This window comes from Pseudarthrobacter cremeus (assembly GCF_051857465.1).
Taxonomy (GTDB): Bacteria; Actinomycetota; Actinomycetes; order Actinomycetales; family Micrococcaceae; genus Arthrobacter.
In genome coordinates this window covers 1-26466 of sequence record NZ_JBPZHC010000006.1, presented here as the reverse complement: position 1 = coordinate 26466, position 26466 = coordinate 1, and the positions used below count along the sequence as shown (strand labels likewise).

Sequence of the window (26466 nt, the reverse complement as noted above, 5' to 3'; positions counted from 1 at the left end):
TTTCCGTTTCTGGCCGCTTCCAAGTGCCCCTGCCGGGCAGCCGCCGCCGAACCCGATATGCGCATTTTAGGGGCACCCCGTATGGGCCACTTTAGGGCTTCGTTGTGCGGTTGTTGCCCATTCTTACCTCTAGTATTGAGCTTGCGGGAAACTGAGTACTTTTGGACCCGCCGGCGGAGCTTAAATCCGGCGAACACCGCGGGCGGCAGTCTGCACCTTTGAAGGGAACACTATGGCTCGGAGCCCCGAAGAATCGCTCAAGGCGACTCTGGGCAGAGTGGCTCCTGGCACTCCCCTACGGGATGGGCTCGAACGCATCCTCCGGGGGCGGACAGGTGCATTGATCGTGCTGGGCATTGACCGGACCATCGAATCCATCTGTTCGGGCGGGTTCGACATCGGCATCGACTTCTCCCCTACAAGGCTTCGCGAGCTGGCCAAGATGGACGGCGCCATCATCTGCGACAAAGACGCCGGGAACATCCTCCGCGCCGCAGTCCAACTGGTGCCCGACTCAAGCATCGAGACGCAGGAATCCGGCACCCGGCACCGTACCGCCGAGCGTGTGGCCATCCAGACCGGCGTGCCCGTGATCTCCGTGAGCCAGTCCATGCAGATCATCGCGCTCTACGTGAACGGGCTCCGGCACGTCCTGGAGGGCTCCGAGAAGGTCCTGGCCCGCGCCAACCAGGCCCTGGCCACCCTGGAGCGCTACCGCTCCCGGCTGGACCAGGTGACCAGCTCGCTGTCCGCGCTGGAGATCGAGGCCATGGTGACGGTAAGGGACGTGGCGGTCACCCTGCAGCGCCAGGAGATGGTCCGCCGGATCTCCGAGGAAATCTCGCAGTACGTGCTGGAACTGGGCGAGGACGGCCGGCTGCTGTCCCTCCAGCTGGATGAGCTCACCGTGGGCCGCGGGCCAGGCAGCGATGTCATCATCCGTGACTACGCCCGGCCTGATGCCACCCCTGAGGACATCGAAAAAGCCGTGAGCGCCCTGGTCAGCCTCGGCCCCACCGAGCTGATCGACCTCGGAAAAATCTCCGGAATCGTCGGTTTTGCCGGCGGCGAGGCCAACCTCGACGCCGTGGTGCAGCCCCGCGGCTACCGTCTGCTCTCAGGCCTCAAGGCAGTCCCCAAGGCTGTGGCTGACCGGCTGGTGGACCACTTTGGCGGACTGCAGTTCCTGATGGCGGCCACCATCGATGACCTGATGACCGTGGACGGCATCGGCGACCAGCGCGCCCGGACTGTCCGCGAGGGCCTGAGCCGCATGGCCGAGGCCAGCCTCCTGGACCGGTTCCTCTAGTCCCGGCGCCTGCACGTGGGAGACACTTCGGTGGGCAGGTTCGTTCTTGTACCGGGTGCGGGTGGCGCAGCCTGGTACTGGAGCCGGGTCCTGCCTCTGCTGCAGGAGGCGGGCCACGACGCCGTCGCAGTCGTCTGCCCGGTGACGACGAAAGCGCCGGCCTGCAGGAGTACACACGCCTGGTGCTCGAAGCCATTGGTGACAGCCAGGACGCCGTCCTCGTGGCGCAGTCGCTGGGCGCGTTCACCGCCCCGCTTGTGTGCGAAAAGGCTTCGGTCCGGGAGCTCGTCCTGGTGAATGCGATGATCCCCCTGCCAGGCGAGTCGCCCGGGGCCTGGTGGGAGAACACCGGCTGGGCTGCAGCACAGAAAGCCGCGGCGACGGCGCGCGGCTACAGCACCGAATTCGACGCAGAAACCTATTTCCTGCATGACATTCCACCGGAAGTGGCAGCCGACGGGGAAAATCATCAACGGAGCGAGGCAAGTGCCGCCTTCGAATCGGAATGCAACTTCACCCGGTGGCCCAACATCCCCATCCGGGTGCTCATTGGCGCGGCGGACCGGTTCTTCCCGCTGGAATTCCAGCGACGGGTGGCCCGCGAACGCATGCGCGTTGAGCCGGATGTTGTGGCCGGCGGCCATCTCCTGGCACTGGCAAACCCCGCCGGGGTGGCGGACTACCTGCTGCGCCGCTGAACGCAGGACCTCAGCTCAGGCGCTGGTTTTGCGTTTCATCCAGCCCCAGACGCCTGTGGCGACAAACAGGATGAGGGCGATGACTGCCAGCCAAATCAGTCCCTTCACGGCAAAGCCAACGATAGACAGAACGAGCCAGATGACCAGAAGCGCAATGATGAGTCCCATACCGGAATCCTACGCCCGCCGGATCCGTCAAACCCGGAGGGCACGGCCCGGCGGCCCGGTCAGTTGAGCTGGAAGACGGCCTTGGGGCTGGCTTTGGCGCCGAGCTTTGCCGTGAAAATGTAATACGCGCCGCCTGCTCCGGGCTTGGCCTCGATGGGGCTGCAGCCTTCGAGCGTCCGGTTGCGCGGCCATGGCATGTTTGCTGTCTCGCTGGCGCCCGGGGCGATGGTTTTCACCAGGTCGTCGCTCTTGGCCTGGCAGTCCCGGGAGGAGAAGATTCTGTCTGCTCCGCTGGTGATGAGGTACTCCATCTGCGACGTGCCGATGTTCACTTCGCAGGGCATGGTGCCGCCATTGGTCACTTTGAGGCTGAGCAGCGGGCTCTCATCGGGTCCGTAGGCGGCCTTGTCGGTGGACGCGGACACCGTCACGAGGTTTTGGTTGCACGAGGGTGTGGGGGTGGGCGTCGGTGTGGCGGCCTGGGGTTCCGACGGCGTCGCAGCGGGTGAGGATGCCGGCCCGGTGGCACCGTCCGTGGCGCCGTCGGTGGAGGATGCGTGCTTGCCGCTGAACGCGCCGGACACGGCAAAGCCGCCCAGCCCAAGGGCCACGGCCACCAGGAGTGCTACGCCGACAAACAGCCGACGGCGGCGGTAGACAGCGGCGCTGGTCTTGCCGCTGCCGCCGGAACCGGCCCCGTACCCGGATGCCGTCTTGCGTGGTGATGAATTGCCTTGCCTGCCCATTCTTCTAGGCTAGAGAACAGGCCGGATTCCGCCGTCCCACCACGCCGGGCGTTCAGCCAACGCTCAGGTCACAGTTTGTCGTGGGCTGGACTGCCCGCCGGTTCAGGCGCATCCACTACAGTGTTGGGATCGACGCTTCAACCCTCACCCCAGCCGTGCTCGCGGACAGCGGCGCCCTGCCTGTGCCCGGACGGCCCGGCACCAGCCGGCCCAGCACCACCGGACTGAGCAGCACCGAACTCATCTCCCTGCACCACAGGATCACTGGCTGGTTCGCCGAGACCGCACGCGATCTTCCCTGGCGGGAGCCGCATTGCTCGCCGTGGGGCGTCCTGATCAGCGAGATCATGCTGCAGCAGACCCCGGTGGTGCGTGTCCAGCCGGTCTGGCGGGAGTGGATTGAGCGCTGGCCCACCCCTGCGGGCCTCGCAGGTGAACCTGCCGGTGAAGCCGTCCGTTCCTGGGGACGGCTCGGCTACCCCCGCCGGGCTTTGCGGCTCCATGCGGCTGCCGCCGCCATCGTCGCCGATCACGGCGGCAAGGTCCCCGGCACCTACGCCGAACTGATTGCCCTGCCCGGAGTGGGAAGCTACACCGCCGCCGCTGTTGCTGCCTTCGCCTTCGGTCGCCGTGAGACCGTGGTGGACACCAACATCCGGCGCGTGCACGCACGCCTGGTTTCCGGCGTCGCGCTCCCCTCCCCGTCTTTGTCGGCCGCGGAGATGAGGCTCGCGGCCGAACTGCTGCCGGACGACGGCGGAACGTCGGTCCGGTGGAACGCCGCCGTCATGGAACTGGGGGCGTTGGTCTGCACGGCCCGGGCACCGAAGTGCGCAGCATGCCCGGTCCGCGACTCCTGCGCGTGGCTCGCGGCGGGCGAGCCGCCGCCGTCGTACACCCCTAAGGGCCAGGCGTGGCACGGCACTGACCGCCAGGTCCGCGGGGCCGTGATGGCCGTGCTCCGGCTCGCCGCCGCCCCGGTGCCGGCTGTGATGTTCCAGCAGGAGCCGGCCGATCTCGGGTTCGCACCTGAGGGCATCGGGGTACCGCTGGCCGCGCTGCACCGGCTCAACACCGCGCCGGAACAGCTCGAACGCGCACTGGCCGGACTGGTCAGCGACGGCTTGGCCCAGCTGCACCAGGACGCATACCGGCTGCCCGCCTGACAGCCAGGCCTGAGTCACTGCGCCGGACGCTGGTTACGGAACGGCGCCGTCCGGATGGCATACTTTCAGGTGACTCGAACCGGGGGATGTTTATGAGAATCGTGCTGTACATTATCTGGGCGCTTTTTGTCGCGGCCGCCATTTTCCTCCTCGTCCGAAACCTGCGGAAGACCAAGCGGCATGAACAGCTGATCGCCAGCTGGCCAAAAGTGCAGGCCACCGTTACAGGCAATGTAGGGGGCTGGACGAACGGCGGGGGCGGCGGCAGCCGAAGCCGCGTCTTCTATCCCACGTATCAGTTCGCTGACCCGAACGGGACCCTGTATGCCGGTGAGTCGGAGGTGGGGCACCGTAACCAGCAGGTACCGGGCTCGCTCCTGGAGGTGGCCTACAACCCGGCGAATCCCAACCAGTCCTTCGAGATCTCGTCCGAGTCCAAGGCGGTCATCGGGTGCCTGATTCCGGCTTTCGCACTTTTCGCCCTGCTGCTGTTCTGGGTTGCCGGCGCCTTCCCGCTGGGCTGAACCATGGACTCTGTGAAACTGATCTTCATCGTCCTGCCCGGACTCTTCCTGGTCCTTGGCCTGATCCTGGTGGCGATGTCCTTGACTGCCTCTTATCGGCGCCGCGCCTCCACGCGCGGGTGGGTGGAGGCTTCGGCCACCGTCACCGGAAACCTGCACGGCAAAGACGGCCACGGGAGCAACGGCAGCAACCGCTTCGCGCCGTCCTTCGAGTTCCACGACGCCGCCGGGAAGCGCTGGCTGGGCCAGTCCGATATCTACGGCCCGGACCAGGAGATCATCGGCACGGACATTCCGGTGCGCTACAACCCGGCCAACCCGGCTGAATCCACCCGTCCGGGATTTGTGGTCGCCAAGGGCCGCATGGCTACAGGTCTCATTCTGGTGGTCTTCGGCGCCGGGGCCATAACAATGTTTGCGTCACTTCTCTGGTAGCCGTTCAGCACTGATTCCGCCGGATCTACGCTGAAGTATGCGCAAGTCCGCGGTGCTTCTGGCATTGATGACGACGACGGTACTCACCGGCTGTTACCACTACCCCATCCCGGCGCCATGCCCTGCGATCGCGCAGGCCACCGTAGTTTCCGTGACGGTGGCGCGGGACTACACGGCCCAGGTGGGGACATTGCACCTCAAGGCGTGCCAAGGCGGCGTCTGCAAGGAGTCCGACCTCGAGCTGTTCGCCGGCAGTGACTCCATCGACCAGGGCTGCACGCCGGAAGGTGGCTGCTCAGCCACGGCTTCGCCGAACGGAACAAGGCTCGGGATGCTGATGCTTGACTCCCTCACCGAGGAGCTGATGGACCTCACGGCAACGGGGACTGCACCGGACGGATCGGCCCTGCCGGTGCGCACCCTGGAGTTCCGGCCTCGCGGCGCCTACCCGTTCGGGGAGCACTGCGGGCGGTTCATCACCGCTTCGGTGAACCTTGACGCCAACGGCCTGCGCCAAAGCGACCCGGAATAGCGGCCGGGAGGTTCCTGCCTTTGCGGTCCCTAACTGCCCGTGAGTTCGGCGTAGAGCTTCCCGACCCTTGCGTTGATGTCGTCGCGGACCAGGCGCATGCGTTCCATGCCTTCGATGCCGCGTTCGGAAGGCTCGTCGGTTTCCCAGACTTCGAAGCGGGTGCCCGCGATAGGGTCAAGCTTCGCTTCGGTTCCGAGGACAATGACGGCGTCCACGGAGGCCAGGACCTCTTCGGTGACTGCTTTGGGGTGTTCGCCGGTGATATCAATGCCCAGTTCGGTCAGCGACTCCACGGCCTGGGAGTTCAGGGATTGGGCGGGTTTCGTTCCGGCGGAGTGGACGGTGACGGTGCCTGCGGCCAGCTGGTTCATGAGCCCCGCTGCGAGCTGTGATTTGCCGCCGTTCTTGCTGCAGACAAACAGCACGGAGGGGGTCTTCGAAGTGGCGGAGGTTTCCTGGGTCATGAGGACGTTGTTTCCTTCGTGAGTGAGGCGGCAAGGGTTTGGTCGGACAGGTTCAGGCCAGGCCTGAGCGGCCGTGGGACAGGCCGGTTGGGAAGCCGAGACTCACCGTCTCCGGCACTGAGCAGCACGAGTCTGCTTCAGCGGCGGCGGGGACTTCGCAGCTGGAGCCGCCGTCGGTAGAGCAGACCCCCGTCTCGGGAAGTTCGAGCTGGACGGTGTCGGCTGCCTCGGCGTCCCCGGCGAGGGCTGCGGCCACGGAGCGCACTTGTTCATAACCGGTGGCCAGCAGGAACGTGGGTGCCCGGCCGTAGGACTTCATGCCCACGATGTAGAAATCCTTTTCCGGATGGGCGAGCAGCCTGGCCCCGTGCGGCGGGACGGTGCCGCAGGAGTGGAATTCCGGGTCGATCAGCGGCCCCAGCTCCACAGGCGCCTCAACGGCCGGGTCCAGGTTCAGCCGGAGTTCACGGAGGATGTCCAGGTCCGGGCGGAATCCGGTGCAGGGGACCACGACGTCGGCATCGATGGTGCGCCCGTCGACGGCTTCGACGCTGAGGTGCGAGTCCAGGGCTTTCAGCGAAGCAATACCGAAGCCCGTGTGCAGTTCGATGGATCCGGCCCCGACCAGGCGGCGGAGCCGGGCGCCGAGCTGGCCCCGTGCCGGCAGGCCGTCGGCGTCGCCGCCGCCATAGACCTTCTCGGCAGAGTCGCCGCGGACCGCCCAGAGGATTTTGGTGTCCGGCTCGTCCTTCGCGAGATCAGCCAGGCTGATGAGGGTATTTGCGGCGGAATGCCCTGCGCCGACCACCAGGATCCTGCGGTTGGCAAACGAGGCACGGTCCCGGCCAAGGACATCCGGAAGCGGCGGGGAAATCCTGCCTGCGGCGTCGTCCTCGCCCATGGCGGGCAGGCCGGAGGTACCGAGCGGGTTGCGGCGGGACCACGTTCCGGACGCGTCGATGACCGCTCCGACAGTGTGGTCGCGGGTCTCACCGTCCGAGTGCCGGACCCGGATCACGAAAGGTGTGTTGTCGCGGTTCTTCGTGTGGGTTTTGTCCATGCCCAGCCGTGTTACGGCCAGCAGCCGGGCCCCGGTCTCAAGGCGGGAACTGATGGCCGGAACAGCTGCCAGGGGCGCGAGGTAGCTGTCGATAAGCTCACCGCCGTAAGGCAGGGCAGTGGGCCGGGGCATCTTCCAGCCCGTGGATTCGAGCAGGCGGACGGCGGCAGCGTCGACATTAAAGCGCCACGGTGAGAACAGGCGGATGTGTCGCCACTGGGCTATCGCGGACGCCGCGGTGGGCCCGGCCTCAAAGACCAGCGGTTCCAGGCCGCGCTCAAGCAGGTGGGCCGCGGCGGCCAGGCCTACGGGTCCGGCACCGATCACGGCAACCGGCAGGTTCTTCGCTGAATCCATGGTGTCCTCTGTTATTTCAAAGTTGTGGCTGTTGTGGCGGGAGGTGCCTGCCGGCCAGCAGGGGCCGGCAGGCGGCGATGGTCAGCAGCAGTCCTGCTCGTCCTCGCAGCAGCCAGAGTCATCGCAGCAGCCAGCATCCCCGCAGCATCCGGTGATCATTTACGCTCACCTCCTCCCCTGTCCTGGGGTCTAAGCGTGGGTTGGTTCTTCCACCAGGGCCGTGGCGATGCTGTCGGCGTCGTCCAGGGCGGCCAGGTAACGCTCGGCGTCAAGCGCCGCGGCACAGCCGGTGCCCGCTGCCGTGATGGCCTGGCGGTACCGGTGGTCAACGGCATCCCCGCAGGCGAAGACGCCGGTCAGGTTGGTGCAGGTTGTGGGCGAATCAACCTTGATGTATCCCTCGTCATCAAGGTCCACCTGCCCATGCAGGAGCTCCGTGCGCGGGACGTGCCCGATCGCCACAAAGATCCCCGTGGCCGCCTGTTCGCGTGCCTCACCGGTCCGCGTATCGGCCAGGGTCACACCGGTGACTTTGCCGTCTCCGTGAATGGCAGTGACAGCCGAGTTCCAGGCAAAACTGATTTTGGGGTTGTCCTTGGCACGCTGGGCCATGATCCGTGAGGCACGGAGTTCACCCTTGCGGACAACGACGGTCACGGACTTGGCGAAACGGGTCAGGAAGGTCGCTTCCTCCATGGCGGAGTCGCCGCCCCCGACCACGATGATGTCCTGCCCGCGGAAGAAAAACCCGTCGCAGGTGGCGCACCATGAGACTCCGTGTCCGCTGAATTTTTTCTCTTCCGGAAGTCCCAGTTCTTTGTAGGCCGAACCGGTGGCCAGAATGACGGCCGGGGCCTCGTAGGTTTCGCCGGCGCCGGTGACCACCCGCTTGAGGTGCCCCTTCAGCGTCACTTCAGTGACGTCGTCGAACATTACCTGGGCGCCGAACTTTTCCGCCTGCTGCTGGAGGCCGTCCATCAGCTCGGGGCCCTGGATGCCGCCGGGGAAGCCCGGGAAGTTCTCCACTTCGGTGGTGTTCATCAGCGCACCGCCGGCAGTGACGGACCCCGCCAGCACGAGAGGCTTCAAGCCCGCACGGGCAGCGTAGATGGCCGCCGTGTAGCCGGCAGGGCCGGACCCGATGATGATCAGCTGTTCGGTGTTTACGGTCTCGCTCACGAAACGGTCTCCTGGTGCTCGGAAGTGTCTTACTTGGCGGCTGGGGCCAGGGATGCGATGAGGCCTTCAATGCGGCCCTTGATCTCGTCCCGGATGGGGCGGACGGCGTCCACGCCCTGGCCTGCAGGGTCTTCGAGTACCCAATCCTCATAGCGTTTGCCCGGGAAGTACGGGCATTCGTCGCCGCAGCCCATGGTGATGACAACGTCCGACTCCTTCACCGCCTCGGTGGTGAGGACCTTGGGGATCTCGGCTGACATGTCGATGCCCAGCTCGGCCATGGCCTCTACGGCGGCCGGATTAACCTTGTCGGCCGGCTGGGAACCCGCGGAGCGGACCTCGATTTCGCCCTTGCCGAGAGTAGTCAGGAATGCTGCAGCCATCTGCGAACGGCCGGCGTTGTGGACGCAGACGAACAGGACTGAAGGTTTCTTGGTTTCGGTGCTCACGGGTCTCTTCTCTCAGTTCTCGGCAAGAACATTGATAGTTATCGATACAGGAAGTATCGAGCAATACATTGATGGATGTCAATATTTGGCCAGCACGCGGGGCACGAGGCCACTGATGCGTTGGGCAAGGTCCTCGAACGCCGCGTCGAAGGCTTGAGCGGTGCCCAGTCGGAGGGGATCCGGCACAGACCAGTGGACATCACCCCGCCCGGCCAGCTCTTCATGGGCATTGTCACAAACGGTCACCACGAGCCCGTCCTCCAAGGCGGGCAGATCCAGCCCGCTCGGCGGACGGTCGGGCAGATCAAGGCCATGGCGGCGGGCAGTCTCGATGGCACCCCGGGCAATCCGGTCCGCAGGGTGTGTTCCCGCAGACGCAGACGGGATGTCACTGACCTGCCGCCAGAGCGCGGCGGCCAGCTGCGACCTCGCACTGTTCCTGGTGCAGACGAACAGCACACTGCCTGCGCTGTGCTCCACGCCCGGCACCAGGCCTTCAAGGGCTCCGGCCGCCAGCCGGAGGTAGCTGCGGCGCTTGTCCGCCTCCGACCGGTGGCGGGTTGCCAGCCCGGCTTCTTCCAGTGCGCGTAAATGGTGGGACAGCAGGTTTGACGACATTCCCAGCTCATCCTGCAACTCCGTGGGAGAAAAGTCCCCCAGGGTCAACAGGTCCACGATGCGAAGCCGGGTGGGATCGGCGAGCGCCGCATGCCTGGCCGCCCGCGCCCGGAGCTTCTCGCTTGCCTCAGTATTCATTGAGTCAATTTTGACTGAGATAGTTCTTTCCGTCAAGCTTGTGGCATGACTTCAACCCAGCCACCACTGTGGCGCCGTGCCGTTGCCGAGATGCTCGGCACAGCCCTGCTCGTGACCATCGTTGTCGGATCAGGGATAGCCGCCCAGCAGCTCTCCCCCGGCGACACCGGCCTGCAGCTGCTGCAGAACAGCACGGCCACCGTCCTGGGCTTGACGGTGCTGATCCTGATGTTGGGTCCGGTAAGCGGCGCGCACTTCAACCCGGCCGTTTCCCTGGCGGACTGGTTCCTGGGGCGCCGCAGCGGCTCCGGGCTGACCCTGCCGGAGCTCACTACGTACGTGGTGGCCCAGACTGCAGGCGCAGCCGGGGGCAGCGTGCTGGCGAATGCAATGTTTGACGTGGGCTCCTCGATCTCCGCCAAGGAGCGCGCGACACCCGGCCACCTGCTGGCCGAGGTGGTTGCCACGGCCGGGCTCATCCTGCTGATCTTTGCCCTCGCCGCCACCTCCCGCGGCGTGCTTGCGGCACCGGCAGTGGGCGCCTATATCGGAGCCGCCTACTGGTTCACTTCCTCCACCTCATTCGCGAACCCGGCCGTCACGGTGGGCCGCATCTTCAGTGATACTTTCGCCGGCATCGCACCGGGCTCTGTGCCCGGCTTCATCGCAGCGCAACTGGTCGGCGCAGTGCTGGGCGTGGGTATCCTGGCCATCCTTTTCCCCGCGGCGGGCCGGGCCGCTGACGATGTCATCCTGCCGCATGGCGCCGAGCGGGCCAGCCAGTAGCACGAATATATTGATGGCTGTCAATATGAGGGCATAATGGAGAGATGAACTCACTGCCCGTGCTTGCCGCCGAGACGGACGAAGCCTGCTGCGCCCCGTCGGCCATGCCCGCCCTTGGCGCTGAGGAGGCCCTGGAGAAAGCCCTTGTCTTCAAGGCCCTGTCAGATCCGAACCGCCTTCGGCTGCTTTCCATGGTCAAAGCCGAAGCCGCCGGGGAATCCTGCGTTTGCGACCTGACCGGACCACTGGACCTGGGCCAGCCCACGGTGTCCCACCACCTGAAGATCCTGGTGGATGCAGGTCTGCTGCACCGCGAAAAGCGCGGCACCTGGGCTTACTACTCCCTCGTTCCAGGCGCCCTGGAAAAGACCGCCGGCCTCCTCGCCGCGCTCTGACAGCTGCCGGCCATGTAACCCTTAGCCCGCGTCCCGGGGTGTGAACATGATGACAGCCACACCCGCCAGGCACACCATGGAGCCAACGACGTCCCAGCGGTCCGGACGGAAGCCGTCAAAGACCACACCCCACGCCAGTGACCCTGCGATGAAGACGCCACCGTAGGCGGCCAGGATCCTGAAAAGCAGAACAGATTTGGCGATGGTCATGATTCCATCATCGCCTGCCCGTCCGGGCGGCCGCTTTCGACACCTCCGGAACCGCCCCCTTGACTTCCCTCAAGGACGCTGTACTTTCAGTATTACTAACACTGCAGATGTTGGATTTAGAGAACACTGCACGCCGGGAAGGGGTTTCGGTGCCACTTTCAGATCGGGAGCGGAAACAGCTCGAAGAGCTGGAATCGGGACTGGCAGCCGAGGATCCGCGGCTCGCCCAGGAGCTCTCATCCGGCTCAGTGGGCTCACGGTTCAAGCGGAGCACCTATCTTGGAGCGGTCGCGGGAATGTTCGGGATCGTTCTGTTGATCGCCGGCGTAAGCACCCAGATCATCGCCGTGGGCGTGGCCGGCTTCCTTCTGATGGGCGTCGGCACCTACCTGCTGTTCGAGGGGCATAAGCCGACCCTGCACCGCCGGCCGCAAGTAAAATAACAAACCCGCACGCGCAGCTTGTGGTCCGGGGTCAGGGCTCTCCGAAGCCTGCCTGGACCAGGCCTCCTACATAGTTGATGGCCCGCTCCGCATCGGGACCCCATGCCTCCACGTGGAGCACCGAGCCCTTTCCTGCGGCCAGGGTCATCAGGGATGTCATCGCTGTCCCGTCCACCCCGTTGACGGTCACTTCGGCGTTAAGGGCTGCAAGGCCACCCGCGATTTTGGCAGCCGGACGGGCATGCATGCCGGCTTCGTTAACCAGTTCGAAGTCACCGGTGAAATCCGGCCCCTGTCCGGTAACGGACCCTTCGGTGACGGTGCCTGCCGCGAACCTGGCCGCCTGCTCTGCGTCCGCCGGGCCCCCGCCGCACACGGCTTCCGCGGCCCGCTTCACCGCTTTGAGGTCTGCGCCGCCCTGAGCTGCCACCGCGGCCGCCACGAGGCCTTCCACCAACGGGGCGTCGGCCAGGAGCACGCCGGCCGGGTCCGCAACCAGCTCAAGGGCGGATTCAGCCGTCATCACGGCCGACCCGAGGTCCGTCACCACCACCACTCCATCGCCCCCGACCGCTCGGTCCAGGGCGGACATGACCTTCTCCAGGCTGGTCCCGATCCGGCCGTCCCCGGTTCCCCCGGCGGCGAGGATCAAGACGTCGGGCGCCATCTGGGCGGCCAGTTCCGCGGCGCCGTCGGCGATCTTTTCGCTGTGCGAGACCACCACGAGACGAACGGTCACGCGGCTGCCTCGACGGCGGCACGGAGGATCAGCGCGCTGGAGGCGGCTCCGGGATCGCGGTGGCCCGCGCTCCGCTCCCCCAGGTAGCTGGCACGGCCTTTCCGTGCGATCAGGGGGTCTGTGGCAATGGCGCCGGCCTCGGCGGCCTCGGCCGCGGCAACCAGAACTTCAAGCACGTTGCCGGCACCGTGCGAGGCGGCCGCCTGCGCCGCCCCGGCGGCCGGGGTCCAGGCATCCACCATGGTCTTGTCGCCGGACCCGGCCTTACCCCGCGCCACAATCCCGTCGCGGGCCGCCGCCACCACCCTTGCCCAGGCCTCCGGACCAACCTCGGCCGCGTCGCCCACCGCAGCAGAGGCCCGCAGGAACGCCGTTCCGTACAGGGGGCCCGCGGCGCCGCCAACCTTGGACATCAAGGCCATGGCGGCCAGCTTCAGTGCAGCGCCGGGTGTCTCCGGCGGGGTTTCAGCCAGTTTCTCCAGTACTGCCTGAAAGCCGCGGTCCATGTTTTCGCCGTGATCGGAGTCCCCGATGGGCCGGTCCAGTTCGATCAGGTAGACCCTGTTTTCCGCCATTGCCTGCGCGCACAGAGTCAGCCACTTAATGGTCCAGTTCACATCCAGCACCATGATCACACGCCCCAGCGCAGCGCGGCCGTGTGCACCGGAGCGTCCCACAGCTGCGTCAGCTCATCATCAAGGCGCAGGACGGTGATGGAGCAGCCCTGCATGTCCAAGGCGGTGATGTAGTTCCCCACCAGTGAGCGCTCCACGCTGGCTCCGAGGCCGGCTATCACCTGCGCTGCGCGGCGGTACACGATGTACAGCTCACTCAGCGGCGTACCGCCCATCCCGTTGACGAACAGCAGGACCTTCTCACCTGCTGCGATTCCCAGGTCGGCAAGCACGGGGTCCAGCAGGCGGTCCGTAATGCCGTCCGCGCCCTCCATGGGAATCCGGTGCCGGCCCGGCTCACCGTGGATGCCAACGCCGATCTCAATTTCGTTGTCCGCGAGATCGAAGCTGGGTGTTCCCGCATGCGGAACGGTGCACGCGGACAGCGCGACGCCCATGGTGCGGACGTTGCGGTTGACGCGGTCACCGATTGCGGCCACCGCATCCAGGTTGTCGCCGCGTTCCGCGGCTGCCCCGGCGATCTTCTCCACCAGCACGGTGCCACCGACTCCGCGGCGTCCCGCGGTGTACAGCGAGTCCTCCACCGCTACGTCGTCGTTTACCAGGACTGTGCGGATGGCTACGCCTTCAGCCTCCGCCAGCTCCGCGGCCGTCTCGAAGTTCAGGACGTCACCGGTGTAGTTCTTCACGATAAGGACGACGCCGGCACCAGAGTCAACGGCCAGCGTCGCGGGAAGGATCTGGTCCGGCGTGGGCGAGGTGAACACCGGCCCCGGCACGGCGGCGTCGAGCATTCCGCGTCCGACAAATCCGGCATGAAGCGGCTCATGGCCGCTGCCGCCGCCCGAAAGGAGCCCCACTTTTCCGGCGACCGGCGCGTCTTTACGCGTGATGAACAGCGGATCCGCGTTGACCGTCACGAGGCCCGCGTGGGCAAGCCCGAAGCCCTGGACGGACTCGGCAACCACGGCGCGGGGGTCGTTGATGAGCTTCTTCATGGCCGAACTCCTGGGGACGGTGCTTCCGGAGGATGCACCTTGACCCTACTATCGCTGCATTGAGTCCGGTAGCCCGCGTCGTCCGGTGAGGAGCGGCCGGCCGCGGGGAACGGTTCAGAGAGCGGTTCCGGCAAAGGTTGCGGGCAAAAGGTTGCGGGCAAAAGGTAAGGGACAGCCCCCAATGACTGTCCCTTACGTGCGGGCCACCCTGCAACCGGTTCAGTTTATCCACCAAATAGATTTAAAGCCAGCCAGAGGCTGCAACACTCCGGGGAGCAGGAGCCTGCGGTGTCGTTCGCGCTACAGGAACTTGATCATGCGGGTGTTTCCCAGCGTGTTGGGCTTCACGCGGGCCAGGTCCAGGAACTCGGCCACGCCTTCGTCATGGGAGCGCAGGAGCTCGGAGTAGACCGTCGGGTCCACGGCTGTCTGGTCGGCCATGACCTCGAACCCATGGCGCTTGAAAAAGTCCACCTCAAAGGTGAGGCAGAAGACCCGCGCCACCCCCAGTTCGCGGGCTTCCTCCAGCAGGCTTTCCACCAGCACGTGGCCCACCCCCTTGCCGCGCCAGGCGTCGGATGCGGCCAGCGTACGGACTTCTGCGAGGTCCTCCCACATCACGTGCAGCGCCCCGCAGCCGATCACGTCGCCGTCGTCGGACTCTGCGATCCGGAACTCCTGGAGGCTTTCGTAGTAGGCCACGGTCTCCTTCGCCATGAGGATCCGCTGCTCGGCCAACGGCGCCACCAGGCTTTTGATGGCGGCGACATCACTGGTGCGGGCAGGGCGGATATGGAAGGCGTCAGTCACAGGATCCATCCTACGGTGGGGCTTTGGTGGCTCTCCGTGGTTCGTGGTGAAAGGGATTCCGTGTCTTGAAAGCTGAAGGGCTCGTAGCCCTGCTGTGATGGATGTTCTCTACGCATTCATCAAGAGTCAGGAGCTACGAGCCTTGATCGAGCCTACTTCCCCGCGCCCAGATGCTGCCACCGCCATTTTTAACCTGCCCGACTACCGCGTCACAGACACTGAGATCCTCGCCTTCGGGCAGCGGCGGGTCAGCGTCGAAGCCACTGCCGAGGCCGGGTGTCCATCGTGCGGCGTGATCAGCAGCCGGGTGCATTCCCGCCGCCCACAACGCCTGCGTGACGTCCCTGTCGCCGGGCCGATCGAAGTGATTTGGGCCAAGCGGAGATTCTTCTGCGATGAGTACCTGTGCCCGCGCCAGACATTCGCTGAGGAAACAGCCCAGGTCCCGCGCCGGGCTCGGTCCACCCGTCGGCTCCGCGATGCCCTCGTCGCCGCCGTGATCGGATCCGGCAGGGCGGCGGCGGAGGCTGCCTCCTCGTTCGGTGTCTCCTGGTGGCTGGTCCAGCGAGCTCTGGACTCGGCTGCGCTGACGCTACCTGATGTTGATGCGCTGGCCCCGCGGATGCTCGGCATCGATGAACACCGCTACCGGTCCGTGCGGTTCTTCCGCGACCCGGCCACCAAGGCCTGGAAACGCTACGAACCCTGGATGACCACAATCGTCGATCTGGACACCGGACAAGTGCTCGGGATCGTGGATGGGCGCGACAGCGATGGCGTCGGAGAATGGCTGTTCGCTCGCCCGCTGCAGTGGCGCCTGGGCGTACAGGTCGTCGCGATCGACCCGTCAGCGGCATTCCGCAAAGCCTTGCGGATGTGGCTCCCACGCACTGCAGTCTCGGTCGATGCGTTCCACCTGGTCAAGCTCGGTAACGACATGCTCACCGAAGTCCGGCAGCGGCTCACCCAGCAGGTCCATGGCCGGCGGGGACGCTCCATCGACCCGGTCTGGGCCAACCGGCGCCTGCTCCTGCGGGCCGGCGACACACTCTCAGACCGGGCCCGGGACAGGCTCAGCACCGTGTTCGCCACCGATGATGCCACCGGAAAATTGCGGGCAGCCTGGCTGGTCAAAGAGCAGCTTCGGACGCTGCTCGCCACCGGGTCCCTCGCCGACGCTGCGGCCGCGAAAGACCGCATGCAGACCTTGGTAGAACAGGCCGCGCAGCTGGAAACCAACCGGCTCTGGCGCACGGTCTGCCGGTGGTGGAGAGAGATCGAAGTCCTCATTGTCACCGGCGCGACAACAGCGAAAGTGGAAGCCAACAACACCGCGATCAAGCACATAAAAAGGACAGGCAGGGGATTCACCAACGCACGCAACTACAAGACGCGTATCCTGTTGCGCAGTGCCGCCAGAACAGCGGCATGAATATTCATCACGGCAGGACATTCACCACGAACCGTGAAGAGCCGCTTTGGTCGCGCCCGGCACAGCGACGGCGCCGGAGGCATTTGTGTAGCTTGCGTCAAAGCGACGAAGGAGCAGCAAGCGGCAAATGGCTGCGGTGCCGCCGGGACTCCCGCCAACGCGCGAAGACCCCGCCACTCCTCAAAGGGATGGCGGGGTCTTCGGTTTATTGATTAGACGCTCGGGGCGATCTCCGGAATGCGCGGCTTGGCATTGCCGGCAAATGTGAACTTGGCGGAGTCGCCTTCGCCGTCCACATCCACCACGACGATGTCGCCGGCGTGGAGTTCACCGAACAGGATCTTCTCGGAGAGCTGATCCTCGATCTCGCGCTGGATGGTGCGGCGCAGCGGCCGGGCACCCATGGCGGGGTCGTAGCCGCGGGTGGCCAGGAGCACCTTGGCCGCGGGCGTGAGCTCGATGCCCATGTCCTTGTCCTTGAGGCGCTTCTCGAGGCGGCCCACGAACATGTCCACGATCTCGATGATCTCGTCCTGGGTGAGCTGCGGGAACACCACAACGTCATCCACACGGTTCAGGAACTCGGGGCGGAAGTGCTGCTTGAGCTCCTCCGTCACGCGGGCGCGCATCCGGTTGTAGCCGGTCTGCGTGTCCGTACCTGACTGGAAGCCGGTGGCAACGCTCTTGGAAATGTCCCTGGTGCCCAGGTTGGTGGTCATGATGATCACCGTGTTCTTGAAGTCCACCACGCGGCCCTGGGAGTCGGTCAGGCGGCCGTCTTCCAGGATCTGCAGCAGCGAGTTGAAGAGGTCCGCGTGGGCCTTCTCAACTTCGTCGAACAGGACCACGGAGAACGGACGGCGGCGGACCTTCTCGGTCAGCTGCCCGCCCTCTTCGTAGCCGACGTAGCCCGGAGGGGCACCGAAAAGCCGCGAGACGGTGTGCTTCTCGGAGTACTCGGACATGTCCAGGGTGATGAGGGCGTCCTCTTCACCGAAGAGGAACTCGGCCAGGGCCTTGGCCAGCTCGGTCTTGCCGACGCCGGTGGGGCCGGCGAAGATGAACGAGCCACCGGGACGCTTGGGGTCCTTCAGGCCTGCACGGGTGCGGCGGATCGCCTGGGACAGGGACTTGATGGCCTCATTTTGGCCGACAACACGCTTGTGCAGCTCATCTTCCATCTTGAGCAGGCGCGAGGATTCTTCCTCGGTCAGCTTGAAGACGGGGATGCCCGTGGAGTTGGCCAGCACCTCGGCGATGAGATCCTCATCCACCTCGGAGATGTCATCCATTCCGCCGGACTTCCAGTGGCGTTCCTTTTCGGAGCGCTCGGTGATGAGCTTCTGCTCCTTGTCACGGAGCGCTGCAGCGCCTTCGAAGTCCTGGGCGTCGATGGCGGATTCCTTCTCCATCTTCAGCTTGGCGATGCGCTCGTCCATGGCCTTCAGCTCGGGCGGAGCGGTCATCCGGCGGATGCGCAGCCGTGCACCGGCTTCGTCGATCAGGTCGATCGCCTTGTCCGGCAGGAAGCGGTCCGAGATGTAGCGCTCGGAGAGGCTGGCAGCTGAGGCGAGGGCGCCGTCGGTGATGGTCACCCGGTGGTGCGCCTCGTAGCGGTCACGCAGGCCCTTGAGGATCTCGATCGCATGTGCGACCGAAGGCTCCTTGACCTGAATGGGCTGGAAGCGGCGCTCAAGCGCGGCATCCTTCTCAATGTGCTTCCGGTACTCATCCAGCGTGGTGGCACCGATGGTCTGCAGTTCACCGCGCGCCAGCATGGGCTTGAGGATGGACGCGGCATCGATGGCACCCTCTGCGGCACCTGCACCAACGAGGGTGTGGATCTCGTCGATGAACAGGATGATGTCGCCACGGGTGCGGATTTCCTTGAGAACCTTCTTCAGGCGCTCTTCGAAGTCACCGCGGTACCGGGAGCCGGCCACCAGCGAACCGAGGTCCAGGGTGTACAGCTGCTTGTCCTTGATGGTCTCCGGGACGTCGCCGCGGACAATCGCCTGGGCAAGGCCCTCGACGACGGCCGTCTTGCCGACGCCCGGTTCACCGATCAGTACCGGGTTGTTCTTGGTGCGGCGGGACAGGACCTGCATAACGCGTTCCATTTCGGATTCGCGTCCGATCACGGGGTCCAGTTTGTTCTCGCGCGCAGCCTGGGTCAGGTTGCGGCCGAACTGGTCCAGGACCACCGAACCGGCAGGAGTGCCTTCGGGCTGGCCAGCACCGACGCCTGCGCCGGTGGTTTCCTTGCCCTGGTAGCCGGAGAGGAGCTGGATGACCTGCTGGCGGACCCGGTTCAGGTCAGCACCAAGCTTCACCAGCACTTGGGCGGCAACGCCCTCGCCCTCACGGATGAGGCCGAGCAGGATGTGCTCGGTGCCGATGTAGTTGTGGCCCAGCTGTAGGGCTTCGCGCAGCGAGAGTTCCAGCACCTTCTTGGCGCGCGGCGTGAAGGGGATGTGGCCGGACGGGGCCTGCTGGCCCTGGCCGATAATCTCCTGTACCTGCTCGCGAACGCCGTCGAGCGAAATGCTCAAGGACTCCAGAGCCTTGGCGGCAACGCCTTCACCTTCATGGATAAGACCCAAGAGGATGTGTTCGGTACCAATGTAATTGTGGTTCAGCATGCGTGCCTCTTCTTGGGCAAGCACAACTACTCGACGGGCACGGTCCGTAAATCGCTCAAACATTTCGCCACACTCCTAGCTACGACGTACTTTGATGCTACGTGGCAGACCCGGACTTGTGGAGCGTGTTCGCCACAGGGGAAACCATGGGTGCACTTGTGACGGGGCCAAGCGGCTAGCGCGCGGCCTCCACAGTCGAACCTTCGTCCGGAATGGTGTTTTCCCGGAGAAGGAAACGTTGCGATCGGCGGGGCTTTTCGTAATAGCGGCTGATGCGCAGGGGAAGTGCCTGAGCCGTCCACGGGTCAAGCCTGTCCATCGCCTGCAGGTGTACGTGAGGCTGGGTGGAATTGCCGGAGTTGCCGCAGTTTGCGATGTGCTCTCCCACCGCGACCTCCTGGCCGACGGATACCCGGATCGAGCCGGCCTGCAGATGCATGACCGCAACGAAGGCGCTGGTGCCCGCTGCTGAAGAGATGATGACGCAGTTTCCGGTGATCCTGCCGAGCCCCTGCCGGAGCCGTGAAGCCTGTCCCACCGCGTAGGGCACCAGCACCAACGGGGAGCGTCGTGCCTCGTGGTCCGGCTCCCCCTGATGCACCGCGGCTACCCGCCCGGCCACGGGGGCGAGAATCTCCCGGCCGAAGGCGAAGAACTGCTCCGGCGGCTCCGTGGCGAACGCGGTTCGCCAGCTCACCCCGGGCGCAGTCCTGTCATGGTCATCGACACCAACGAAGTCGATCGAGCAGGCAGTGCCCAACATCATGGTGCCGTGGCTGGGAATCCGCCGCTTCGGGCTGTTCTCCACTTTCCACCGTCCGAAGAACGGGAGCGAAACCTCCACATCTTGGAGCTCCGGGTTTGCCTCAAATGTCATGGTTTCCCTTCCCGTTGCCCGACGCGCTGGAATATCCACCCGTGGGTGTCCCTGGTTTCCGGGTGGCCCGCCGAACCGGGTGGGCAGCGCGGGCGTATTCCGGAGGACCGCCGCCGTACTGCAATGAACCGCCCGAATCCGCTAATTCCAATTACGGCGCTACACGCCATATTCAATGGACCAAAAAACCCCGCCGCCGCCTGATGGCGAAGACAGGGTTCCCGGTGGGGCAGGAGGGCTGCTGCTAGGAATTGGCCTTTTGGTAGGCTTCCTGGATTTCCGCTTGAATTCGGCCACGGCTGTTAACCGTGTAGCCGTTTTCACGGGCCCACTGCCGGATTTGCGCGGAATCATTGCCGCGTCCGGTAATGGCCGTTTTAGTGCGGGCAACCCGCCCGGCCGACGTCTTGCGCGCTGCGGCTATAAACCGCTGCAATGACGTACGGAGCTCGGCCGCGTTGGCCGAGGACAGATCAATTTCGTAGCTGACCCCATCGAGGCCAAAGCGGACATTCTCATCCGCGGATCCCCCATCCAGATCATCTACGAGGACGATGTTTACTTTCTGTGCCATTAATAGTCTTCCTCTGGGAAAGGTCGGGGTTTTCAGAAAAGCAGGATGTTCCTCTAAAAAGTATGACCCTTATTATGGCAACGCGTCAAAGTATCAAATGGTTCCTGTGGATATCCGCAGGAAGTTTGCGGACCTTATATCAGGATTCCAGGTCCGGGCGGGCCGGCGGAGAAGGATGTTTCTCTGCTTTTGTATCTGCCGGGGCATTTGTCCGGCCTTGGGCTTCTGCCTGGGCGCGCGCTTCCGCCTGGCGCTCGGCCTTATCGGCATTAAAGATTGATTTCATCGCAAACCAAAAAATCAGGCCAACCACCACCGAAGGCAGGAGAACGGCGACATATTCCATGGGTCAGTGTCCTTCCGGCTTCAGGAGCGGGAAAAGAATGGTTTCACGGATGCCGGCACCGGTGAAGAGCATCACCAGCCGGTCGATGCCCAGCCCAATACCACCCATCGGCGGGGCGCCGTATTCAAGCGCGCGCAGGAAATCCTCGTCCAGCTGCATGGCTTCGACGTCGCCGGCCGCCGCGTGCCGGGACTGCTCGGTAAGCCGCTCGCGCTGAATGACGGGGTCGATCAGCTCGGAGAAGGCCGTGCCGCGTTCCATTCCGCCGATGATGAGGTCCCAGGCCTCGATCAGGCGGCCGTCCTCGCGGTGCGGGCGCGCCAAAGGCTGCGCGGAAGGCGGGTAATCGTAAACAAACGTGGGGTTCAGGAGTGTGGGTTCCACAATTTCGCCGAACAGTTCCACGGCGAGCTTTTCGGCGTCCCACTTCGGGTCGGCCTTTACCTCGTGCTTGGCGGCAATGGCGCGCAGCACCTCAACGGGCGTGTCCGGCGTGACTTCCTGGCCAACGGCGTCGGACAGTCCGGGATAGACGGAAACCCAGGCCCAGTCGCCGTCGAGGTTGATTTCCCCGGCGTCAGTCTGGAGGGTGCGGCCGGCACCCACGGCGTCAGCGGCGTCGAGGATGATCTCCTTGATGCGGTTGGCCATAACGAACTGGTCCGCCCAGGCTTCGTAGCATTCAAGCGTGGTGAATTCGGGGCTGTGGGTGGAGTCCACGCCCTCGTTGCGGAAAACCCGGCCCATGTCGTACACGCGGTCGATGCCGCCCACCACGGCGCGCTTGAGGTAAAGCTCGGTGGCAATGCGCAGGGTCATCTTCTGGTCGAACGCGTTCATGTGCGTTTCGAACGGGCGGGCCAGGGCTCCGCCGTGGACCAGCTGCAGGATGGGGGTCTCCACCTCCACATAGTTGTGCCGGTACAGGCTCTCGCGGATGGAGCGGGTGATCGCGGCACGCGTGTAGACCATTTCGCGGGCTTCGTCGCGCACCATCAGGTCAACGTAACGCTGCCGGACACGCGTTTCCTCGTTCAATTCCGCGTGCAGGACGGGCAGCGGGCGCAGGGCTTTGGACGCCATTGACCAGGACTCTGCCATCACGGACAGCTCGCCGCGGCGGGAGGAAATCACCTCACCCTTGATGAAGACGTGGTCGCCGAGGTCCACCAGCGACTTCCAGTCCGCGAGCGCTTCCTCGCCCACGTTGGCGAGGCTCAGCATGGCCTGGAGCCGCGTGCCCTTGCCGTCAACGCCGCCTTCCTGCAGGGTGGCGAAGCACAGCTTGCCGGTGTTCCGCACAAAGACCACCCGGCCGGTGACGCCAACAACATCCCCGGTGGTGTCGTCAGCCTCGAGGTGCGCGTACTTTTCGCGGATCTCGGTGAGGGAATGCGTGCGCTCAACACCCACCGGATACGCCTCTGTGCCGCGTTCGATCAGTTTGGCGCGCTTGTCCATGCGGATTCGCATCTGCTCGCTGGTGTCGACCGGCTCTGGGGCATTTTTCGGGGCGGGGGTGTTTTGGGAAGTCACAATCCCCAAGTTTACCGGGCGTTAGCCCGGCCAGCTTCCGGTCGCGCTCCCGGGCATAGACTCGGGCTGTGGAGAAATGGACGGTGGAGACCGAAGACGGCGGACGCCTCGATGCGCATTCCTTCCTCACCCCGGCGGAACTGGACCCGACGACGGCGGGGCCTCCCGGCGTCGTACTTATCCACGGCACTTTGGTCACCGACGCCCTCTACCGGCCTTTCGCCCGGAAGCTGAGCGTCCTGCTGGGCAGGCCGGTACACTGTTACAACCGCCGCGGGCGGGACGGATCATCACCCCAGCCCGATGACTACTCCGTGAAGACGGAGATCAGCGACCTCGCCACGGTCATGCGCGAGACGGGCTCCACGGACGTGGTGGCCCACAGCTACGGCGGATTCGTGGCACTCCAGGCCGCCCGGACCCTTCCGATCGGCCGCCTGGTGACCTATGACGCGGCGGTGTCCCTCTCCGGAAACCTGAGCCACCGCTGGCGTCCGGAGCTTGAGGACGCGGTGGCCGCGGGCCAGCTTAACCACGCGTGGGCCCATCTGGTCCAGGGCCTGGCCACTGCCGGTCCCCTGTCCTACCTGCCCCTCGGCGCCCTGCGGATGCTGAGTATCCTCTCCGCCCGGACCAATCTGGGCGGAGAGATGCGCCAGCTGTTGCCCACAGCGGTTATGGAAATGCGTGCGGTGCTGGATGCCGACGCCGAACTTGACGACTTCACGGCCCTCACCACTCCCATCCTGATGCTGAGCGGCGGCTGGAGCCCCGCGTACTTTGCCGAGACGGGACGGCAGCTGGCAGCCGCTGTCCCGTCCATCCAATTTCAGGTGGTCCCGGGCCAGCTGCATGAGGGACCGATCCGTCCCGGCAAAGGGCTGGCAGTGCGGATGGCCCGCTTCCTCAGCGGCGCCGACGGGCAGGTCCGGCCACTGGGCCGGCGCCGGTAGGCACTGACCGTGCACCCCTAGGATGGGGAGCGTGAAAGAACAGGAAGTGCCCACGCACGACGGCGGCAGGCTGGCCCTGTACAGCTACGGCGCCGTGGATGCGCCGGGAGAACGCCGCGTGGTGGTCATCGGGGGCGCGTTCCTCACCGCCCTGATTTACCGTCCGTTTTCCCTGGCGCTGGCCAAGGGACTGGGCGAGGGATGGTGCGTGGATGTCTACGACCGGCGCGGCCGGGGCAACTCCACGGACCAGCCTGCCGGCTATTCCATGGCCACCGAAATCGCTGACGTCCGGACGGTCATGGACGCCACCGGCGCCCGTACCGTCCTGGGCCACAGCCTGGGCGGTTCGGTGGCCCTGAATGCGGTCCAGGAGTTCGCCGGCACCGCCCACGAGCCGGACAAACTGGCCGTCTATGATGCTGCGGTCAACATCGACGGCAGCCTGGACACGTCCTGGCTGGACGACTTCGAGGCAGCGGTCAACGCCGGCAATGTGGGCCAGGCCCTGGCCCGGCTGAAGAAGGGCATGCAGCCGGCCACCACGCTCTCAAGGATCCCCGAGCCCGTACTCGCCGGCCTGATGGCCCTGGTGTCGCGCACCAAAGTCAACAGGATGTTCCGCGAACTGATGCCTACCGGCGTCGGCGAACTGCGGGCCGCGTATGACGAGGCCGACCGTGTCCGGGACTTCGGCGTCCTGCCCGCCAACACGCATTTCATGGTGGGCGGCAAGAGCCCGGGCTACTACAAGGTCACCGCGCAGCGCCTCCACGCCGCCGTCCCGGGGAGCACCTTCGAGCTCTCCCCCAAGGGCTTCCACGGCTCCATCCCGGCCGCTCTGAACGAGCTGGTCACCGACATCGCGGAGTACTTCAAGAGCTGAGCCTGCTGCCAGCACTCAGGTACCTCCGATAGGCTCGGTTCATGACGCGCGAGAACATCAGAACCCCCGACGGCGGCACACTGGAGCTCTTCTCCACGGGTGCGGAGCTGGCTTCGGCCGGTTCCGGCGTGGTGGTGGTGCCGGCTTCCATGGTGACCGCAGCCGACTACACCAGGTTCGCGCAGAAACTCAGCGCAGCCCTGGGCCGTCCGGTGCACACGTTCAACCGCCGGGGCCGCGGATCCTCTTCGCCGCAGCCTGAGGACTACACCCTGGACACGGACATCCGGGACCTGGACGCCGTCATGAAACACACGTCCAGCACGGACGTCTTCGGGCACAGCTTCGGCGGCGCCGTGGCCCTGCACGCAGCGCGTACCCTCCCCGTGGAACGGCTCGCCGTCTACGACCCGGCGGTGTCAGTGAACCACAGCGTCAAAGCCGATTGGACCGCCGAATACGAACGGGCCACTGCGGCCGGGGACGACGGCCGGGCCCTCGCCGTGCTGAACAAGGGCCTGGAAACGGGCGGTGCGTTCTCCCGGATGCCGCTCTCCATGCTCACCATCGCCAACAAGCTCACCGCCGCCACCCATGGTGGCAAGCAGCAGCGCGAACTGATGAACACCGGCGTCCGCGAGATCAAGGCCATCATCGCTGCCGACATGCCGGCGGAACCGTTCCTGGCACTGCCCCTGGAAACCCTGATCGTGGTGGGCGAGAAGAGCCCGGCCTATTTCGGTGTGGCGTGCGGCCAGATCCACGATGTCCTGTCCGGCTCCAGCTACACCATCCTGCAGGGCGCCGGCCACGACGGCGTACTCCGTGCCCCGGAGAAACTCATCACCGAACTCAGCGAGTTCTTCGCCGGCTGACCCCTCAGGCCGTGCCCGTTCACGCCCGGCCCGTTCAGGCCCGGCCCGTTCAGGCCCGCGGCTAAAGTAGCTGTGTGAACTACCGGCCCCTCCTCGGTGCAGGCTCAGCACTCGCTGCGGCTTCCTTTGCAGGCTGGCTTTGCCTTCAGATCGCCAGGAGTCTGGTGACCCCCATAGTCCAGCGGCCGGAGCGCACCAGGGTCCTGGACGTCGACGACGCCACCGCCACGTTCCGTGCCGACCAGGACACCAGGGCTCCCGGCGTCTACAGCCTGTACTGGAACAACCGCACCGGGCACGCCCGCATCGGTCAGGTGATATCCAGCAACAAGAGGGGTGGCACGGTCACCCGCCGCGTCGAAAAAATCTACAGCGGCCAACTCACGCCGGACACTGCGGGCTACTGGTCCGGCTACGTCTTCCCGGACCCTGAAGCGGCCGGCCTGCCCTTCGAGGACGTGCTGCTGCCGGGGCCCGCTCCCGCGTGGCTTATCCCCGGTTCGGCCCAGGGTCCCTGGGTCATCCACGTCCACGGGCTCGGCGGGCGGCGGATCACCGGCCTGCGCACAGCACCGTTCTTCCACCGGGCCGGCTGCACGCAACTGCTGATCTCATTCCGCGGCGACCCTGACGCTCCCCCGACCGCGGACGGCAAACACCACCTCGGCCTCAGCGAACTGGCGGACGTGGAAGCAGCCCTGGATTACGCGGCTTCGCGGGGTGCCGGCTCGATCATCATCTCCGGCTGGTCCATGGGTGCAACCATGGCCTTGGCCGCGGCCCACACCTCCGGCCACCGGGACCTGATCACCGGCCTTGTTCTGACCGCGCCTGTCCTGGACTGGCACCGGACGCTCTTCTCCCACACAGCAGCCCGGCGTCTACCGGCCGCCCTGGCCACCGGAGTGCTGCGGATCCTCCGCGGGCGGCTGCACCGGCTCGCGGGACTGGCCCAGCCTCTGGACCTCAGGACCTTGGATTTCACCGATATGGCGCCGCCTGTGCCGGTGATCATTCTCCACAGCGTTGGCGATGCCAGCACGCCGATCCGCATCAGCGAAGACTATGCGGCCCGTTTCCCTGACCGCGTGGCCTTGGTCCGGTTCCCTTCCTGCCGGCACACGCAGGAGTGGAACATCAGTCCCGGGCTCTGGGAAAACGCGGTGGCAGGCTGGCTTAACCGCAACGCGGGGATCCTTCTATGGTTGTCAAGCGTGGCAGGGGCCTGGGTTTCGGTAGATCCGTCGGGCGAGGTAGCGTTTCACGCACCGGCGGATCTCCTTTTTTGTGCGTCCTTCGGCTTGGCGTTTCTGGACGTAGGCGATGGTGGCCGCGTCGAAGGTCATCCGGCTCAGGGCGATGTGGTGCAGGGCTTTGTTTAGGGTTCTGTCGCCGCCGCGGTTGAGTCTGTGGCGGACGGTGTTCCCTGACGAGGCCTGGATGGGGCTGGCTCCGGCCAGGGACGCGAAGGCGGCCTCGGAATGGA

General features: G+C 65.5%; 31 protein-coding genes and 1 pseudogene. 14 read left to right on the top strand and 18 right to left on the bottom strand.

The features are described 5' to 3' along the window. Nucleotides 1–232 precede the first annotated feature (232 nt). Together disA and ACS5PJ_RS12235 are read left to right on the top strand one after the other, a co-directional pair. Nucleotides 233–1309, top strand: coding sequence for a DNA integrity scanning diadenylate cyclase DisA (gene disA / locus ACS5PJ_RS12240; protein ID WP_439435158.1), 1077 nt, complete (start codon nt 233–235; stop codon nt 1307–1309). A gap of 71 nt (nt 1310–1380) precedes the next feature. Further along, a complete protein-coding gene (locus ACS5PJ_RS12235) occupies nt 1381–2007 on the top strand; it encodes an alpha/beta hydrolase (protein ID WP_439435418.1) in 627 nt (208 codons plus the stop codon). Nucleotides 2008–2022: 15 nt separating this feature from the next. On the opposite strand, the gene ACS5PJ_RS12230 is transcribed toward ACS5PJ_RS12235, so the two are convergent. Together ACS5PJ_RS12230 and ACS5PJ_RS12225 are read right to left on the bottom strand one after the other, a co-directional pair. Further along, nucleotides 2023–2175, bottom strand: coding sequence for a hypothetical protein (locus tag ACS5PJ_RS12230; protein WP_439435157.1), 153 nt, complete (start codon nt 2173–2175; stop codon nt 2023–2025). A gap of 59 nt (nt 2176–2234) precedes the next feature. Next, complete coding sequence (locus ACS5PJ_RS12225) at nt 2235–2921, bottom strand: hypothetical protein (RefSeq protein WP_439435156.1); 687 nt, start codon at nt 2919–2921, stop codon at nt 2235–2237. A gap of 224 nt (nt 2922–3145) precedes the next feature. Here ACS5PJ_RS12225 and ACS5PJ_RS12220 point away from each other — a divergent pair, with 224 nt between their 5' ends. The 4 genes from ACS5PJ_RS12220 (at nt 3146) to ACS5PJ_RS12205 (ending at nt 5578) form a co-directional block, all read left to right on the top strand. Beyond that, the gene (locus ACS5PJ_RS12220; protein ID WP_439435417.1) at nt 3146–4087 is read left to right on the top strand and encodes an iron-sulfur binding domain-containing protein; all 942 of its coding nucleotides are present in this window, start codon (nt 3146–3148) and stop codon (nt 4085–4087) included. Nucleotides 4088–4179: 92 nt separating this feature from the next. Continuing rightward, nucleotides 4180–4611 carry a DUF3592 domain-containing protein gene (locus ACS5PJ_RS12215; RefSeq protein WP_439435155.1) on the top strand — a complete coding sequence of 144 codons (432 nt, stop codon included), beginning with the start codon at nt 4180–4182 and terminating at the stop codon, nt 4609–4611. Nucleotides 4612–4614: 3 nt separating this feature from the next. Continuing rightward, nucleotides 4615–5046, top strand: a complete 432-nt coding sequence (locus ACS5PJ_RS12210) for a DUF3592 domain-containing protein (protein ID WP_439435154.1) — start codon at nt 4615–4617, stop codon at nt 5044–5046. A 37-nt stretch (nt 5047–5083) separates the two neighbouring features. Further along, a complete protein-coding gene (locus ACS5PJ_RS12205) occupies nt 5084–5578 on the top strand; it encodes a YajG family lipoprotein (RefSeq protein ID WP_439435153.1) in 495 nt (164 codons plus the stop codon). A gap of 29 nt (nt 5579–5607) precedes the next feature. Here the strand turns inward: ACS5PJ_RS12205 and ACS5PJ_RS12200 are convergent, their stop codons facing one another. From ACS5PJ_RS12200 to ACS5PJ_RS12180, 5 genes are all read right to left on the bottom strand, one after another. Then, a complete protein-coding gene (locus tag ACS5PJ_RS12200; protein ID WP_439435152.1) occupies nt 5608–6042 on the bottom strand; it encodes an arsenate-mycothiol transferase ArsC in 435 nt (144 codons plus the stop codon). A 52-nt stretch (nt 6043–6094) separates the two neighbouring features. Beyond that, nucleotides 6095–7459 carry an FAD-dependent oxidoreductase gene (locus tag ACS5PJ_RS12195; RefSeq protein WP_439435151.1) on the bottom strand — a complete coding sequence of 455 codons (1365 nt, stop codon included), beginning with the start codon at nt 7457–7459 and terminating at the stop codon, nt 6095–6097. A 189-nt stretch (nt 7460–7648) separates the two neighbouring features. Beyond that, nucleotides 7649–8638: a thioredoxin-disulfide reductase gene (gene trxB, locus ACS5PJ_RS12190; RefSeq protein ID WP_439435150.1), complete on the bottom strand. Its 990-nt coding sequence runs from the start codon at nt 8636–8638 to the stop codon at nt 7649–7651. Between the two features lie 29 nt (nt 8639–8667). Next, nucleotides 8668–9087 (bottom strand): arsenate reductase ArsC, encoded by a 420-nt coding sequence (locus ACS5PJ_RS12185; protein ID WP_439435149.1) that lies wholly within the window; start codon nt 9085–9087, stop codon nt 8668–8670. Nucleotides 9088–9165: 78 nt separating this feature from the next. Then, nucleotides 9166–9843, bottom strand: a complete 678-nt coding sequence (locus ACS5PJ_RS12180) for a metalloregulator ArsR/SmtB family transcription factor (protein ID WP_439435148.1) — start codon at nt 9841–9843, stop codon at nt 9166–9168. Nucleotides 9844–9888: 45 nt separating this feature from the next. Between ACS5PJ_RS12180 and ACS5PJ_RS12175 the strand changes: the two genes are divergently transcribed. Then, nucleotides 9889–10629: an aquaporin gene (locus ACS5PJ_RS12175; protein WP_439435147.1), complete on the top strand. Its 741-nt coding sequence runs from the start codon at nt 9889–9891 to the stop codon at nt 10627–10629. Between the two features lie 44 nt (nt 10630–10673). After that, entirely contained in the window at nt 10674–11024 is a 351-nt protein-coding gene (locus ACS5PJ_RS12170; RefSeq protein WP_439435146.1) for an ArsR/SmtB family transcription factor, read from the top strand. Nucleotides 11025–11045: 21 nt separating this feature from the next. Here ACS5PJ_RS12170 and ACS5PJ_RS12165 read toward each other — a convergent pair whose 3' ends face one another. After that, nucleotides 11046–11234, bottom strand: a complete 189-nt coding sequence (locus ACS5PJ_RS12165; protein WP_439435145.1) for a YnfA family protein — start codon at nt 11232–11234, stop codon at nt 11046–11048. Nucleotides 11235–11383: 149 nt separating this feature from the next. Between ACS5PJ_RS12165 and ACS5PJ_RS12160 the strand changes: the two genes are divergently transcribed. After that, nucleotides 11384–11677 carry a DUF3040 domain-containing protein gene (locus ACS5PJ_RS12160; RefSeq protein WP_439435144.1) on the top strand — a complete coding sequence of 98 codons (294 nt, stop codon included), beginning with the start codon at nt 11384–11386 and terminating at the stop codon, nt 11675–11677. 31 nt (nt 11678–11708) lie between these two features. Here the strand turns inward: ACS5PJ_RS12160 and dhaM are convergent, their stop codons facing one another. The 4 genes from dhaM to ACS5PJ_RS12140 form a co-directional block, all read right to left on the bottom strand. Further along, a complete protein-coding gene (dhaM, locus tag ACS5PJ_RS12155) occupies nt 11709–12416 on the bottom strand; it encodes a dihydroxyacetone kinase phosphoryl donor subunit DhaM (RefSeq protein ID WP_439435143.1) in 708 nt (235 codons plus the stop codon). After that, nucleotides 12413–13045, bottom strand: a complete 633-nt coding sequence (dhaL, locus tag ACS5PJ_RS12150; protein WP_439435142.1) for a dihydroxyacetone kinase subunit DhaL — start codon at nt 13043–13045, stop codon at nt 12413–12415. The genes dhaM and dhaL overlap by 4 nt, the downstream gene beginning before the upstream one ends. 2 nt (nt 13046–13047) lie before the next feature. Then, nucleotides 13048–14049 (bottom strand): dihydroxyacetone kinase subunit DhaK, encoded by a 1002-nt coding sequence (gene dhaK / locus ACS5PJ_RS12145; RefSeq protein WP_439435141.1) that lies wholly within the window; start codon nt 14047–14049, stop codon nt 13048–13050. 300 nt (nt 14050–14349) lie between these two features. Continuing rightward, nucleotides 14350–14859: an amino-acid N-acetyltransferase gene (locus ACS5PJ_RS12140; protein ID WP_439435140.1), complete on the bottom strand. Its 510-nt coding sequence runs from the start codon at nt 14857–14859 to the stop codon at nt 14350–14352. 142 nt (nt 14860–15001) lie between these two features. Between ACS5PJ_RS12140 and ACS5PJ_RS12135 the strand changes: the two genes are divergently transcribed. Continuing rightward, nucleotides 15002–16291 (top strand): ISL3 family transposase, encoded by a 1290-nt coding sequence (locus tag ACS5PJ_RS12135; RefSeq protein ID WP_439435139.1) that lies wholly within the window; start codon nt 15002–15004, stop codon nt 16289–16291. A 212-nt stretch (nt 16292–16503) separates the two neighbouring features. Here ACS5PJ_RS12135 and ACS5PJ_RS12130 read toward each other — a convergent pair whose 3' ends face one another. The 5 genes from ACS5PJ_RS12130 to lysS all read right to left on the bottom strand — a co-directional run bounded on the left by ACS5PJ_RS12130 (nt 16504) and on the right by lysS (nt 22266). Next, nucleotides 16504–18996, bottom strand: a complete 2493-nt coding sequence (locus ACS5PJ_RS12130; protein ID WP_439435138.1) for an ATP-dependent Clp protease ATP-binding subunit — start codon at nt 18994–18996, stop codon at nt 16504–16506. Between the two features lie 112 nt (nt 18997–19108). Further along, nucleotides 19109–19810 (bottom strand): M23 family metallopeptidase, encoded by a 702-nt coding sequence (locus ACS5PJ_RS12125; protein ID WP_439435137.1) that lies wholly within the window; start codon nt 19808–19810, stop codon nt 19109–19111. Between the two features lie 244 nt (nt 19811–20054). Further along, complete coding sequence (locus ACS5PJ_RS12120) at nt 20055–20384, bottom strand: histone-like nucleoid-structuring protein Lsr2 (protein ID WP_439435136.1); 330 nt, start codon at nt 20382–20384, stop codon at nt 20055–20057. 139 nt (nt 20385–20523) lie between these two features. After that, on the bottom strand, nt 20524–20730 hold the full coding sequence (locus ACS5PJ_RS12115) for a hypothetical protein (protein ID WP_439435135.1): 207 nt from the start codon (nt 20728–20730) through the stop codon (nt 20524–20526). Between the two features lie 3 nt (nt 20731–20733). Beyond that, nucleotides 20734–22266: a lysine--tRNA ligase gene (gene lysS / locus ACS5PJ_RS12110; RefSeq protein WP_439435134.1), complete on the bottom strand. Its 1533-nt coding sequence runs from the start codon at nt 22264–22266 to the stop codon at nt 20734–20736. Between the two features lie 68 nt (nt 22267–22334). Between lysS and ACS5PJ_RS12105 the strand changes: the two genes are divergently transcribed. The 4 genes and pseudogenes from ACS5PJ_RS12105 to ACS5PJ_RS12090 form a co-directional block, all read left to right on the top strand. Then, complete coding sequence (locus tag ACS5PJ_RS12105) at nt 22335–23219, top strand: alpha/beta fold hydrolase (RefSeq protein WP_439435133.1); 885 nt, start codon at nt 22335–22337, stop codon at nt 23217–23219. Between the two features lie 31 nt (nt 23220–23250). Beyond that, nucleotides 23251–24105, top strand: coding sequence for an alpha/beta fold hydrolase (locus tag ACS5PJ_RS12100; RefSeq protein WP_439435132.1), 855 nt, complete (start codon nt 23251–23253; stop codon nt 24103–24105). A 41-nt stretch (nt 24106–24146) separates the two neighbouring features. Continuing rightward, the gene (locus tag ACS5PJ_RS12095) at nt 24147–24980 is read left to right on the top strand and encodes an alpha/beta fold hydrolase (protein WP_439435131.1); all 834 of its coding nucleotides are present in this window, start codon (nt 24147–24149) and stop codon (nt 24978–24980) included. A gap of 74 nt (nt 24981–25054) precedes the next feature. Next, a pseudogene (locus ACS5PJ_RS12090) lies at nt 25055–25825 on the top strand (alpha/beta hydrolase family protein); the annotation flags it as partial. Nucleotides 25826–26188: 363 nt separating this feature from the next. Here the strand turns inward: ACS5PJ_RS12090 and ACS5PJ_RS12085 are convergent. Next, on the bottom strand, nt 26189–26466 hold a 278-nt coding region (locus tag ACS5PJ_RS12085; protein WP_439435130.1), incomplete at its 5' end, for a transposase.

What these genes read in the sequence shown, in the direction of transcription:
- disA (WP_439435158.1), top strand. Translation starts at nt 233, where the DNA reads ATGGCTCGGAGCCCCGAAGAATCGCTCAAGGCGACTCTGGGCAGAGTG.
- ACS5PJ_RS12230 (WP_439435157.1), bottom strand. Translation starts at nt 2,175, where the DNA reads ATGGGACTCATCATTGCGCTTCTGGTCATCTGGCTCGTTCTGTCTATC.
- ACS5PJ_RS12225 (WP_439435156.1), bottom strand. Translation starts at nt 2,921, where the DNA reads ATGGGCAGGCAAGGCAATTCATCACCACGCAAGACGGCATCCGGGTAC.
- ACS5PJ_RS12215 (WP_439435155.1), top strand. Translation starts at nt 4,180, where the DNA reads ATGAGAATCGTGCTGTACATTATCTGGGCGCTTTTTGTCGCGGCCGCC.
- ACS5PJ_RS12210 (WP_439435154.1), top strand. Translation starts at nt 4,615, where the DNA reads ATGGACTCTGTGAAACTGATCTTCATCGTCCTGCCCGGACTCTTCCTG.
- ACS5PJ_RS12205 (WP_439435153.1), top strand. Translation starts at nt 5,084, where the DNA reads ATGCGCAAGTCCGCGGTGCTTCTGGCATTGATGACGACGACGGTACTC.
- ACS5PJ_RS12200 (WP_439435152.1), bottom strand. Translation starts at nt 6,042, where the DNA reads ATGACCCAGGAAACCTCCGCCACTTCGAAGACCCCCTCCGTGCTGTTT.
- ACS5PJ_RS12195 (WP_439435151.1), bottom strand. Translation starts at nt 7,459, where the DNA reads ATGGATTCAGCGAAGAACCTGCCGGTTGCCGTGATCGGTGCCGGACCC.
- ACS5PJ_RS12180 (WP_439435148.1), bottom strand. Translation starts at nt 9,843, where the DNA reads ATGAATACTGAGGCAAGCGAGAAGCTCCGGGCGCGGGCGGCCAGGCAT.
- ACS5PJ_RS12175 (WP_439435147.1), top strand. Translation starts at nt 9,889, where the DNA reads ATGACTTCAACCCAGCCACCACTGTGGCGCCGTGCCGTTGCCGAGATG.
- ACS5PJ_RS12170 (WP_439435146.1), top strand. Translation starts at nt 10,674, where the DNA reads ATGAACTCACTGCCCGTGCTTGCCGCCGAGACGGACGAAGCCTGCTGC.
- ACS5PJ_RS12165 (WP_439435145.1), bottom strand. Translation starts at nt 11,234, where the DNA reads ATGACCATCGCCAAATCTGTTCTGCTTTTCAGGATCCTGGCCGCCTAC.
- dhaL (WP_439435142.1), bottom strand. Translation starts at nt 13,045, where the DNA reads ATGGTGCTGGATGTGAACTGGACCATTAAGTGGCTGACTCTGTGCGCG.
- dhaK (WP_439435141.1), bottom strand. Translation starts at nt 14,049, where the DNA reads ATGAAGAAGCTCATCAACGACCCCCGCGCCGTGGTTGCCGAGTCCGTC.
- ACS5PJ_RS12130 (WP_439435138.1), bottom strand. Translation starts at nt 18,996, where the DNA reads ATGTTTGAGCGATTTACGGACCGTGCCCGTCGAGTAGTTGTGCTTGCC.
- ACS5PJ_RS12125 (WP_439435137.1), bottom strand. Translation starts at nt 19,810, where the DNA reads ATGACATTTGAGGCAAACCCGGAGCTCCAAGATGTGGAGGTTTCGCTC.
- ACS5PJ_RS12120 (WP_439435136.1), bottom strand. Translation starts at nt 20,384, where the DNA reads ATGGCACAGAAAGTAAACATCGTCCTCGTAGATGATCTGGATGGGGGA.
- ACS5PJ_RS12115 (WP_439435135.1), bottom strand. Translation starts at nt 20,730, where the DNA reads ATGGAATATGTCGCCGTTCTCCTGCCTTCGGTGGTGGTTGGCCTGATT.
- ACS5PJ_RS12095 (WP_439435131.1), top strand. Translation starts at nt 24,147, where the DNA reads ATGACGCGCGAGAACATCAGAACCCCCGACGGCGGCACACTGGAGCTC.